The sequence below is a fragment of the Clostridium sp. UBA7339 genome (assembly GCF_002470865.1).
GTDB lineage: Bacteria > Bacillota > Clostridia > Clostridiales > Clostridiaceae > Clostridium_J > Clostridium_J sulfidigenes.
Map to the genome: position 1 here is coordinate 650923 of NZ_DKPI01000014.1, position 13314 is coordinate 664236.

A 13314-nucleotide genomic window follows, 5' to 3' on the forward strand; every position below is an offset into this window, starting at 1 on the left:
TTACAAATTAAATTCTCTCTTCATACGTTCTATCTCATCTCTTAAAATCGCTGCTCTTTCAAATTGTAAGTCCTTAGCTGCTTCTTTCATTTCTTTTTCTAGTTTAGTAATATGCTTAGTCAATTCCTTCTTATCTAAAAGCAAATCACTACTTGCTTCACTGATATATAAATCTTCATCTTCTGCCACTGTAGAAATTTCTATAACATCTCTTATTTCCTTGATTATAGTCTTAGGTACTATATTATGATCATCATTATACTTTTCTTGAATACTTCTTCTTCTATTGGTCTCATTTATAGTTTTTTCCATAGAATTTGTCATATTATCAGCATACATTATTACTTTACTTTCTGAGTTTCTTGCAGCTCTACCTACAGTCTGAATTAAAGATGTTTCACTCCTTAAGAATCCTTCCTTATCTGCATCTAATATAGCAACTAATGCTACTTCTGGAATATCTAATCCTTCTCTTAAAAGATTTATTCCAATTAGCACATCATAATCTCCTCTTCGAAGATCTCTTATTATTTCCATTCTTTCCATAGTAATTATATCAGAATGTAAGTAAGTAGTTTTTACTCCTAACTCTTTTAAATATTTAGTTAAGTCCTCTGCCATCTTCTTTGTAAGAGTTGTAACTAAAGTTCTAAACCCTCTTTCAGTAGTTTTGATAATCTCACCATATAAGTCATCAATTTGACCTTTTACTGGTCTTATTATAATTTCAGGATCTAATAATCCTGTTGGTCTTATTATTTGCTCTGCTATATTAGCTGAATGTTCATTCTCATAAACTCCAGGTGTAGCACTTACAAATAATACCTGATTTAATTTATCTTCAAACTCTTCAAATTTAAGTGGTCTATTATCATAGGCTGATGGAAGTCTAAATCCATACTCTACTAAAGAAGTTTTTCTAGATCTGTCTCCTCCATACATAGCCTTAATTTGTGGTAGTGTAACATGACTTTCATCTACAAAGAAAAGAAAATCATCTGGGAAATAGTCAATAAGAGTTTGTGGTGGTGTTCCTTTTTCTCTTCCATCTAATATTCTAGAATAATTTTCTATTCCAGTACAATAACCTACTTCTCTCATCATTTCTATATCAAAATTGGTTCGTTGTTTTAATCTTTGAGCTTCTAATAACTTATCCTCATCCTTTAGCTCCCTTAATCTCTCTTCTAATTCAAATTCAATTTGAGAGATAGCTCTTTCTAAATTTTCCTTTGATGTAGCAAAGTGTGATGCTGGGAATATAGATACATGTTTTCTTCCACTAATTATATTGCCTGTTAATACATCAAACTCACGGATTCTATCTATTTCATCTCCGAAAAACTCAACTTTTATCCCTTTATTAGTTGATGATGCTGGAAATATATCTAGCACGTCTCCTCTAACTCTAAAGGTTCCTCTTACAAAATTTATATCATTTCTTTCGTATTGAATATCCACTAGCTGACTAATAACACTATTTCTATCTTTAATCATACCTTCTCGTAAAGATACAGTAAGCTTTCTATAATCCTCTGGATTTCCTAGCCCATATATACATGATACAGAAGCCACAACTATAACATCTCGTCTTTCTATCAAGGCTGAAGTAGCTGAGTGCCGTAGCTTTTCTATCTCCTCATTTATTGATGCATCCTTTTCTATATAGGTGTCAGTTTGAGCCATATAAGCTTCTGGTTGATAGTAATCGTAGTAAGAAACAAAGTACTCAACAGCATTTTCTGGAAAAAACTCTTTAAATTCAGAGCATAATTGAGCTGCTAAAGTCTTATTATGAGCAAGAATTAAAGTTGGTCTTTGAACTCTCTCAATAATATTTGCCATAGTAAATGTCTTCCCTGATCCTGTTACTCCAAGTAAAGTTTGATATTTTTTATCTTCAAGGATTCCTTTAACTATACTATCTATTGCTTCAGGTTGATCTCCAGTTGGCTTAAATTTTGAATGAATCTTAAACTGACCCATGATACATCACCTCATCTTTTTATAAAAAATTATTCTTTATCGTTACTATCTTTCTTTTCTTTAATTTTATTTAGAATATCAGAAAAACTAGAACCTCCTGGCTTTGCTACAGTAGCCTGCTTTGGAACTTCTCTAGGAACTATAACAATTCCTAATTTTTCTTTATTGTTTTTTACTTTACATTCTAATTCTTCCATAGATCCATTTTCTCTTCTAACCTTCATATTTATAATATCTGGAAGACGTTCTAACATATTAAATATAATTTCATCCTTATATAATTTAATATTATTTATTTCTAATATTAAATCTCCCATTTTAACTCCCATATTTTTAGCTATTGAATCATGGGCTACATCTAGAACACATACTCCCTCTTCATTACTCACATACTTTATTTTACCTTTCTTTTCTGCTAAGCGATCAATATATAACATATACTCATGTAATACAGGCATCAATGTAAGAATTATTACATCTAAAATCTTATTTATATCCCCAAGAAAAGATAATAGAATTAATACAGTACCATAGCCTAAAATTAATAGTCCTGAGAATATTGGCTTATTTTTTTTACTTTTTGTAAATGTTATGGTAGCATAATTAACTCCTGCAAAAATCGGTAATGCACCAATTACCATAGTAGCAAAAATCAACATGTTTTTATTATGATTAATTATTGGCCACCACTCTGGAGTGTTTACACTTCCCCCCATAACTGTATTGGCGCTAGTAGCCTGTACCATTAATAATATTATCATTGGTAATATCCATTGTCTTCTATATGCAAATCCACCTATGATTTTTTTATCTCTTGATCCAAATACAGGTATAGCACCTCTTTTCCCATCAAAGATTACTAATAACCCTTCAACAATATGCATTACTGCAACCAATACCAATAAATTAGTTATATCCATTTTTAGTACATCTAAACTTGGATTCTCCATGATTAATGATATAAAATACAACAGTATTGATAATAGTCCCAAAATAGCTCCTGAATATGAAAGACAAACTAATTTGGGACTAAAGAACATTAACGCTACTGATAATATAAATATTAGAAATATATTAGAAGTTTCATAAAAAGTAATTCCCAAAAATGTAAGAATTAAACTAGCTACTACACCTCCCAATATTCCCATAACTATTTGTGACACAGTAAGTTCAAAAGCAGTTGACGAGTTTTTACCCATAATTAATCTTTCCATCACTGTAGTTTTTTTATTTTTCATATAGAATACAACAGCCATCATTATTAATATAAGCGCATAAGACGGCTCCACAATAGCATAGGACACCTGCTGCAAAGTATACTTTAAAAGTTCCATTATTTTTCTCCTTCTCATTATGTAACAAAGAGTAGATGTGCATAAGTAAAATTAAGTATCTACTATAATAGATACTTAATTTTACATCATCATTTATCTACTTGAAACTATAAAATTAATTTTATTATTTTTCTATATGTTAACTTATTTTAATTAGTATTTATTATAATAAAAATACTAATATCTATTATAATACCCTATATTTTATTACTTAATCTTTTCTTTTGCCACTTCCAAAGCCTTTTCAAATTGAGGATCTACTGATTTATCATAGGCTTTCCCTTTTAGTTCTTCTGGATACTCAACTAAAATATCTGGCTCTATTCCTATACCATGGATATTCTGTCCATTAGGAGTATAGTATTTTGATATAGTAACCTTCAATGCAGTTCCATCTCTAAATCCATCTCTATCCCTATAAAAAGTTGTTTGAACAACACCCTTACCAAAGGTCTTAGTACCTACTAAAGTTCCTAACTTATAATCTTTTATAGCTCCTGTAAATATTTCTGAAGCACTTGCACTCCCCTCATCTATTAATATAGTAAGTGGTAATCCTTCAGCAATTCCACCTACTGAATTATAATCCTTCCTATTTCCATTCTTATCTTCCGTATAAACTATATTCTTATTCTTAGGAATAAATTGTGAACACATATTCACAGTTTGATCTAATAATCCTCCTGGATTTTCTCTTAGGTCTACTATTAAACTCTTCATTCCTTTTGAGTTTAAATCTTTAATTGCATTTTCAAAATTGCTAGATGTATTTTCATCAAACATAGTTACCTGAATATATCCTACTTGACTATCAATCATTTCTTTCTTTACAGTTATCATTTCTATTTCATCTCTTACAGTTTTAACATTAAAAGAACCTTTGTTTTCCCTAGATAAAGTAAGTTCTACAGCTTCTCCTTTTTCACCTTTCATAGTTTTCACTGCTTTTTCTAAGTCCTTGCCTTCAACCTTTGTACCATTTACGCTTTCAATTATATCCCCTGAAAGTATTCCCACTTTTTCTGCAGGTGAATTTTCAAAGGTAGCTACTACAACTATCTTATCTTCCTTAACTCCTACCTGTATTCCTAATCCAACATAATTTCCTTCTGTTTGAGAATAGAAGTCTTTAAACTCTTCGGCATTCATATATGTTGTATATGGGTCTCCTACAGCTTCTGTCATTCCCGCTGCTGCTCCATCTATAAGTTTATTAATATCAATTTCACCCAAATAATATCTATCTAATTTATCTTTTATAGTATATAACTTTTCAAAGTCTACTATATTTTCATATGTTTTTCTACTAACTATAACTTTACCATCTGGTAACTTAAAAGATATATAGTTAGATAATCCTAAAGTAATTAAATTTGTCACTATCAAAAGAGCCACTATACCCGTTACTCTTTTCCATTTATTTTTCTTACCATCCATAAAAATCACCCTCTCATTCTCATATATTTATTATTACTTTTTATCCCCGATAATAATACTATGAAATTTAAATTATTTTATTAATCCTTTCTATTACCAATATATTATATTATACACAAATAAGACTAAGAAATAAATTCTTAGTCTTATTTGTTCTTTATAATTTAAACTTTTAAGAATTTTCTCATGGATATTATACTTCCAATAGCACCTATGAAAACTCCACATCCCAGGAATTCCCAAATAATCACCTTCAATATATAAGAAATACCTACTAAATCAAATCCAAATAGTGTATCGGCGCTTAAATTATTAATTATAATAGAATATATAAAACCTAGTACTACTACCGATATGACTGCTCCAAATATTCCAAGTATCATACCTTCTATTATAAATGGCCATCTAATAAACCAATCTGTAGCTCCTACATACTTCATTATTCCTATTTCTTTTTTTCTCGTAAACACTGTAATTTTTATGGTATTTCCTATTAAGAATAGAGATATCATAATAAAAACTACAAATGCTACTGCAGCACCTATTTTAAATGAATCTGTAAGCTTAGAAATTTTTGCAATTATAGATCTTGCATCTTTTATCTCATCAATACCATTCATATCTTTAATACTACTTACAACTTTATCTACTACTAGCGGCTCTTTAACATTTACTGTAAAGGAAGCTGGGAATGGATTATTATCCTCAAATCCAGATGTTAACTGACCTAATTCATCATTCATTTGTTCCTTTACATCCTTCAAAGCATCTTCCTTGCTTTGAAAAGTTATCTTATCAATACCATCTACTTCTTTAATTTTATTCTCTATAGCATTTTTATTATTATCACTTATATCCTCTTTTAAGTAGATTTTCACCTCAACCATGGATCCCAATTGCGTAATTAATTTATCTGCATTAGCAACTCCTAGTGTTATAGCTCCTAATAAAAAAAGTGTAGCTGTTACTGTAGCTATAGATGCTATACTTAAAGTTTTATTTCTTTTTATACTTTTAAGTGCTTCCTTAAATGAATATTTAAAAGAATCAAATTTCATAACCATATTTCCCCCTTTCCTCATCTCTGGCAATAACACCCTTCTCAATAGCTATAACTCTCTTTTTCATAGAGTCAACTATGTCTCTTGCATGGGTTGCCATAACAATGGTAGTTCCAGCTCTACTAATATCACTTAAAATATCCATAATTTCTAATGAAGTTTCAGGATCTAAGTTACCTGTTGGTTCATCAGCAATTAATAATGATGGACTATTTACTATAGCTCTAGCTATAGATACTCTTTGTTGTTCTCCACCTGATAACTCTGTAGGTAAAGCATCTCTCTTTTTTGATAATCCTACCATTGAAAGCACTGCTGGAACCTTTTTTTGTATATCCTTTTCGCTTGATCCTATAACTCTTAGTGCAAAAGCTACATTATCAAATACATTCAAACTTTGTATCAATCTAAAATCTTGAAACACTACTCCAATTTTTCTTCTATAATAAGGCACTTCTTTCCTTGTTAGCTTTGTTAAATCTGATCCTGCAACTATAACCGAACCCGCTGTTGGATCAACTTCTTTTAATAACATCTTTATAAAGGTAGATTTTCCTGCTCCACTTGGGCCTACTAAGAAAACAAATTCACCCTGGTCAATATGTACATTTAAATTAGATAAAGCTAGTACATTGTTATTATAAACCTTAGTAACATTTTTAAAATCTATCATAATTATTAACTCTCCTCGACTTTTTACTTTTTATCTGTGTATATTATAACATAAAAATTTAAAATGCAAGTCCTACATAAGTTAAAAAATAATAAATTCTTATTTTTCTTCATAAAAAAAGAGTGGAAATATATATATTTTTTTCCACTCATGCTTCTTTATGTATGTAAACTACACATATAAGTTATGAATTAGCATATCGTATACTAAGAAATATGTTGCTAATAATGCAAAGGTGCAGAATATAGTTCCTACTAAACCAAATTTATAAAGATATTGTCTCCAAGTTTTCTCATAGCTTAAAGGTCTCAATAACTTTGTCGGTTGTAGAAATGCTAATGCTGATACAAATAATCCTCCACAAGAAAATATAATTCCTGTATTTCTTATTCCTCTAAGTATTCCATAAAATTCCATAGATTGACCTTTAACTAATAGATATATACAACTAATAACTATACCTAAAACTACGGGTATAATAACTAATTTTAAAGACAATTTAAAACAAAAGACTACATCACTCATATATCCTTTAACATCTTGTTTCATCTATAACGCTCTCCTTAGTAAATCGAATTTTCAAATTATTTATAAATTATATCATAGGCTATAAAAAAAAGAAACCTAAGTCTCCTTAGATTTCTTCCATATTCAATTTTATTTTTTATTTCATACTAATTCCAGTCTTAACTGCTTTAACTATATCTAATGCTGTTAATCCATAAGCTTTTAATAATTCTGCAGGCTTACCACTTTCACCAAAAGTATCCTTTATTCCAACTCTTAAAACTGTAGCTGGACAATGTGTAGTTACTACTTCCGCCACTGCTGAACCAAGGCCACCTATGATACTATGTTCTTCTGCAGTAACTATAAGATTTGTTTCTCTTGCAGCTTTTGTTATTAATTCTTCGTCTATAGGCTTTATTGTATGTATATTAATAACTCTAACTCTTATGCCTTCTTCAGCCAAAATATTGTACGCTTCTAATGCTGCCTCTACCATAATTCCAGTTGCAACTATAGTAGCATCTTTCCCATCTCTTAAAGTTATTCCTTTACCAATTTCAAACTTATAATCTTCATTATCATTTATTATAGGTACCGAACTTCTACCAAGTCTAACATAGCAAGGGCCTTCATATTTTGTTATAGCTTCTATTGCTGCTTCAGCCTCAATTCCATCACTTGGACTAATCACCACCATATTAGGTATACTTCTCATTAATGAAATATCCTCTACAGATTGGTGAGAAGCACCATCTTCTCCTACTGTTAGACCAGCATGAGTAGCACATACCTTTACATTTAATTTAGGGTAACATATAGAATTTCTTATTTGTTCAAAAGCTCTTCCTGTTGCAAATATAGCAAAAGTAGATGCAAAAGGAATTTTTCCACAAGCTGCCATTCCCGCTGCCACAGTCATCATATTACCTTCAGCAATCCCCATATTGATAAATCGCTCTGGGCATACAGACTTAAAATCAGCAGTTTTAGTAGACTTAGATAAGTCTGCATCAAGAACTACTATATTTTCATTTTCTTTACCTATTCTTGCTAATGCTTTTCCATAGGCTTCTCTAGTTGCAACACTTTTCATTATTCTTCTCCCCCAATCTCTTTTAATGCTATTTCACACTGCTCTTTACTTGGAGCTGAACCATGCCAACCTGCCTGATTCTCCATAAAAGATACACCTTTTCCTTTAATTGTTTTACAAACTATCATTGTAGGCTTATCTTTTACTCCTTTTCCAGCTTCTATAGCATCTTTTATCTTAACTAAATCATGACCATCTTCTAAATAAATCACGTTCCATCCAAATGCTACAAACTTATCTGCTATAGGATTAGGATTCATAACCTTATCAATATCTCCATCTATTTGAAGTCCATTATAATCTACAAAAGCTGTTAAATTGTCTAGTTTGTAATGAGCTGCACACATAGCTGCTTCCCAAACTTGACCTTCCTCTAATTCTCCATCTCCTAGTAGGGTATATACTCTATATGAGCTATTATCAAGCTTTCCTGCTAGTGCCATACCTACCGCAGCGGAAACTCCTTGACCTAATGAACCTGTAGACATATCTACTCCTGGTATGTAATTCATATTTGGATGACCTTGTAGCATTGCTCCAGTTTTTCTTAATTTCATAAGTTCTTCTTTATTAAAGAAACCCTTCTCCGCAAGAGCTGCATATAAAACTGGTGCAGCATGACCTTTTGATAATACAAATCTATCTCTATTAGGATTCTTAGAGTCTTCTACATCAATATTCATTTCATTAAAATATAATGTAGTAATGATTTCTACAGCTGATAGAGAACCGCCTGGGTGACCAGATGCTGACTCTGTTACCATCTTTATAATATCTTTTCTTAAAACTTTCGCTATATTCTCTAATGCTATTAATGACTTTTCCATTGCTTATCCCTCCCTGATTTTCTTCTAAACCCATTATATCAATAATTTATTTATTCTCAACTATTTAGTTGAAATTTTACTTTTATCCATACATCTCATTATAAGAAATCTCCAATAATTATTAATATATTATTTACCTTACACTTCAATTAAATACAACTATACTTCTATCATTATAAAAGTAATAAATACTTTATATTTTTTTGTCCATCTACCGATTTAATTTAAAAGGAGCTATTTCAAAATAATTCACTAATCTCTATAAAATGTTAAGTTTCACTAAAATATTGTTGTTAGTGCATACTCCACATCCAATTAAGATTTAGTGTATTTTGAAACAGCCCCTTAATATTAAGCTTATTTTTACATTTTTAAATCTAAACTAATTTTAAGAGCAACATCAACTTTAATCATATCTTCATCGGTCATATGACCTATCTTTTCTTTTAATCTTCTTTTGTCTAAAGTTCTAACTTGCTCTAGCAAAACTACCGAGTCTTTATTTAATCCGTATTCTTCAGAAGAAATCTCTACATGAGTTGGAAGTTTTGCCTTATTTATCTGAGAGGTTATAGCTGAAACTATCACAGTTGGACTATATCTATTTCCCACATCATTTTGTATAATTATTACAGGTCTTATTCCACCCTGTTCTGATCCAACCACTGGGCTTAAATCAGCATAAAATATATCGCCTCTCTTTATAACAATTGTCATTAGGCATTCACACTCCTAAAGGCTAGCTTCATATTCACTTAAGTCATTAATATAACTCTCAAAGCCATATTCTGATAATTCTAAATTTAATTCTCTCATAGCTAAATATCCTTGTTTCATTTTCTCTATATAGCTATTACTATTATAGCCTTCACTATATACTATTCCATAATCCATAATTAATTTACTATTTGTTATAAATTGTTTTTTATCTACATCATTAAATTTTTCGCAAAAACTACTACCAAAATTCAGAATAAATTTCTTTGAGCTACCCATGGATTTCATTACCTCCAATTTAAATAACAACTTTATGTACAACTTAATTATAAATCATCAATTGTTATTATGTCAAAGAAATTATCCTCAATTTCTACTTTTTACAACATTTTTTTATACTTTTTACTATACGTAGTTTCTTACACTGAAAATTTTACCGTTTTTTGTATATATTCTTGGAATTCTCTTACTTATATCACAAATTACTTCATAATTGACTGTACCTATAGATTCTGCTATATCATCTGCTGTTATAACATTCCCTATATTATCTTTTCCAATTAATATAACTTCATCCCCAATCTTCACCCCAGGTACATCTGTTACATCTATCATACATTGATCCATACAAATACGACCTACAACAGGTACTATTTTACTATTCACAATTACTTTAGCCACCCCTGTTAATGCTCTCGAAATGCCATCTGCATATCCTATAGGAAGAGTTCCAATTATCCGTTCTGCAGGTGCTTTATACAATCTACCATAGCTTACATAATCGCCTTCCTGTATTTTTTTCAAATGAACAATTTTACATTTTAGCGACATAACAGGTATTAAGTTAACATTATTTTTATTAACATACTTGGAAGGATAATATCCATAAAGCATAATACCAGCTCTAACTCCATCATATGGTAAGTCAGGAAAATCTATTATAGCAGCACTATTGCTTACATGCTTAAAGGGTATAATTATACCTAATTCTTCAAGATATATATTAAATATATTAAATTTTTCTATTTGAAAACTAGCATAAGTTTTGTCTTTCTCATCAGCAGTAGCAAAATGAGTAAATATTCCTACAATTCTTACTCCTTTTAACTTAGTTATCCTATGTACTTCCCTAGCCTGCTCCCTCGTTGTTAAAAATCCAATCCTCCCCATACCTGTATCTACAGCTATATGAATTTTAGCTATGCTATTCTTCTTTATAGCTATGTCTGAAAGTATTTTAGCATCTTCATAATCATATATAGTTTGCTCTAGGTTTAAATCAATAACTTCATCATAAAATTCCTTTGGTGTATATCCCAATATAATAATAGGAATTTCCACACCAGCTTTTCTTAGTTCTACCGCTTCTGTAACAATAGCTACTGCAAATCTATTTATACCTTCATCCATCATAGACTTACATATATCTATAGCTCCATGTCCATATCCATCAGCTTTTATTGTAGCAATTATTTCCTTCCCCTCTGAAACCCTTTTTACTTCACTTACATTATTCCTTAAAGCATCTAAATCCACTTCTGCCCAAGAGGGTCTTATCTTTTTTTCCATATTACTCACCTTGCTCACCTTTCCAGTTGTCAAGAACTACCTCATAGTAAATACTAGATTCGCTCTTACTGTTTTGTATCATTGTTATAAATCTAACTCCACATCTTCAACCTTATCAGTCCAGTTAAAGTTTTCATAAGTATATATAATTCTTTCTCTACCTTTATTATCATAGATTATTATTTTCTTCGGTCTATTATTTTTAATATCATAATATAAGCTACCTTGGCAAATGTTGTTATTGCTTCCAGGAATCACTGTTGTTATCACAAAGCACTCACTATTATTTATTGTTTCAGTTTCAAATTCTAATTGTTCATTTGTATATATTAATCCTATATATTCACCAATAAATCCATATTTAAATACTTCATCAAACCCTTTATCTAAGGTATACTCTTTGATATTCTCCTTATCTTTAACAAGTATCTCATCACCTTTAAAAGTAAAAGATCTCTTATCCTTTAAATCCAGTTTATATCCTATATCTTTTTTATAGGTTTGAAACCCTTCATACTTATTTGTTTCTCTGTCATTTACGACCTCTATAGTTATATCACTCTTATAGGCTTTAATCTCACTTAAGGAATCAATTACATTATACTCATCTAAAGTCCTTGTTCTTCCTTTAATGAATAAAGCCACTGCAATGGTTAGGCATATAGCTATAATAAATAGTGTATAAGTTAGTCTTTTTTTCATAAATTCCTCCAATTACTTATTACACTATATGTTTATTATAGTTTTCTACTCTCTATAACCATATTTATTTTATTATAATCCACAGTTATTTCTATGTATCAATTACTATCCAAAATTTCTTTTATCCCAAAAGGTAATTCTTCTATAATATGGGTAGCATTGACACAGAACATATTCTCTGCTAGCCTATCACCACAATATCCATGTATAAATGTAGCAATGCATGTAGCTTCTAGAGCATCATATCCCTGAGCAATAAATGAAGTTATAATTCCTGTCAAAGTATCTCCCATTCCACCTGATGCCATTGCACTATTTCCTGTAGTATTCTCAAAAACCTGTGTTCCATCAGTTATTACAGTTCTATGGTCCTTTAATAAAACTATTACATCATACTCATAAGCAAAATTCCTTGCTACTTCTACCCTATTTTCTTTTATTTCATCAACAGATAATCCAGTTAATCTTGCCATCTCCCCATAATGAGGTGTTAATATAATGCTATTATTTTTACTATGAAGCAATTCAAGTTTTCCCTGTAGTACATTTAGTCCATCCGCATCTATTACAATAGGGCATTCTGCATTTTCAATCATACTTTTCACTATATTAAAAGTTAACTTAGCATTCCCCATTCCTGGTCCAATAGCAATACAATTAGACTTAACCATAATATTACCTATTTTTTCACTTTGCTCAAAATTGATTGTCATAGCCTCATTTAACTTTATGCTCATTATCTCCTGTATTTCTTTAGGAACGCAAAGGGTCACTAATCCAGCGCCACTTCTTACTGCACTTTGAGTAGTAAGATATGCAGCACCAGAAAAGCCCATAGAGCCAGCTATTATAAATGCTTGTCCATAATCTCCTTTGTAGGTATCATCATCTCTAGCTTTTAATATACTTTGTATCATTTCCTTATCCATTTGTATGGCCCTATGTTTAAATCCTATAAACCCTAATCTATTAATTTTTAATTTATCAAAAGGATTTACCATATTAAACGACCTCCAAAACAGCATAGGCAATAGCACTATCGCATCCGTGAGAAATACTCAGATGAATAGTTGTATTCCCATTCTTGTTAGCAATATTTTTTGCCTGCCCTTCTAATGTGACTGTAGGTTTACCAAGAGTAGTACTATCTACTATTATATCTCTGAAGTTGAATCCTCTAAACCCTGTTCCTAGTGCTTTTGAAACCGCTTCCTTTGCAGCAAACCTACCTGCTACATATTCCGGCCTTAAATTCCTAGTTTTCAAGTATTGTATTTCTTTACTTGTAAATATTTTTTCTAAAAACTTTTCATTTTTTTCCATTACATCTTTTATACGTCTTATTTCAACTATATCTACTCCAACTCCTACTATCACCATCTCACCTCCAAACCTAAATATTTCA

At 30.5% G+C, this 13314-nt stretch carries 14 protein-coding genes; all 14 read right to left on the reverse strand.

The window, feature by feature from the left end:
* Window positions 1–1986: an excinuclease ABC subunit UvrB gene (gene uvrB, locus B2S02_RS17295; RefSeq protein WP_346847679.1), complete on the reverse strand. Its 1986-nt coding sequence runs from the start codon at window positions 1984–1986 to the stop codon at window positions 1–3.
* Between the two features lie 29 nt (window positions 1987–2015).
* Window positions 2016–3320, reverse strand: coding sequence for a PDZ domain-containing protein (locus tag B2S02_RS17300; protein WP_346847680.1), 1305 nt, complete (start codon window positions 3318–3320; stop codon window positions 2016–2018).
* Between the two features lie 207 nt (window positions 3321–3527).
* Window positions 3528–4757 (reverse strand): S41 family peptidase, encoded by a 1230-nt coding sequence (locus tag B2S02_RS17305; RefSeq protein WP_346847681.1) that lies wholly within the window; start codon window positions 4755–4757, stop codon window positions 3528–3530.
* Window positions 4758–4921: 164 nt separating this feature from the next.
* On the reverse strand, window positions 4922–5815 hold the full coding sequence (ftsX, locus tag B2S02_RS17310) for a permease-like cell division protein FtsX (RefSeq protein WP_346847682.1): 894 nt from the start codon (window positions 5813–5815) through the stop codon (window positions 4922–4924).
* A complete protein-coding gene (gene ftsE / locus B2S02_RS17315; protein WP_035132175.1) occupies window positions 5805–6491 on the reverse strand; it encodes a cell division ATP-binding protein FtsE in 687 nt (228 codons plus the stop codon). Before ftsE ends, ftsX begins: the two co-directional genes overlap by 11 nt.
* Window positions 6492–6662: 171 nt before the next feature.
* Entirely contained in the window at window positions 6663–7040 is a 378-nt protein-coding gene (locus B2S02_RS17320; RefSeq protein ID WP_346921082.1) for a hypothetical protein, read from the reverse strand.
* Window positions 7041–7155: 115 nt separating this feature from the next.
* A complete protein-coding gene (locus tag B2S02_RS17325; protein ID WP_414632266.1) occupies window positions 7156–8094 on the reverse strand; it encodes a transketolase family protein in 939 nt (312 codons plus the stop codon).
* Window positions 8094–8921: a transketolase gene (locus tag B2S02_RS17330; protein ID WP_035132181.1), complete on the reverse strand. Its 828-nt coding sequence runs from the start codon at window positions 8919–8921 to the stop codon at window positions 8094–8096. Before B2S02_RS17330 ends, B2S02_RS17325 begins: the two co-directional genes overlap by 1 nt.
* Window positions 8922–9284: 363 nt before the next feature.
* On the reverse strand, window positions 9285–9638 hold the full coding sequence (locus tag B2S02_RS17335; protein WP_035132183.1) for a type II toxin-antitoxin system PemK/MazF family toxin: 354 nt from the start codon (window positions 9636–9638) through the stop codon (window positions 9285–9287).
* Between the two features lie 15 nt (window positions 9639–9653).
* Complete coding sequence (locus B2S02_RS17340) at window positions 9654–9917, reverse strand: hypothetical protein (RefSeq protein ID WP_051823997.1); 264 nt, start codon at window positions 9915–9917, stop codon at window positions 9654–9656.
* A 126-nt stretch (window positions 9918–10043) separates the two neighbouring features.
* A complete protein-coding gene (alr, locus tag B2S02_RS17345) occupies window positions 10044–11207 on the reverse strand; it encodes an alanine racemase (RefSeq protein WP_346876645.1) in 1164 nt (387 codons plus the stop codon).
* An 84-nt stretch (window positions 11208–11291) separates the two neighbouring features.
* Entirely contained in the window at window positions 11292–11909 is a 618-nt protein-coding gene (locus tag B2S02_RS17350) for a germination lipoprotein GerS-related protein (RefSeq protein ID WP_346847685.1), read from the reverse strand.
* A 98-nt stretch (window positions 11910–12007) separates the two neighbouring features.
* A complete protein-coding gene (locus tag B2S02_RS17355; protein ID WP_346847686.1) occupies window positions 12008–12910 on the reverse strand; it encodes an NAD(P)H-hydrate dehydratase in 903 nt (300 codons plus the stop codon).
* Window position 12911: 1 nt separating this feature from the next.
* Entirely contained in the window at window positions 12912–13286 is a 375-nt protein-coding gene (locus B2S02_RS17360; protein ID WP_346847815.1) for a holo-ACP synthase, read from the reverse strand.
* Between the last annotated feature and the right edge of the window lie 28 nt (window positions 13287–13314).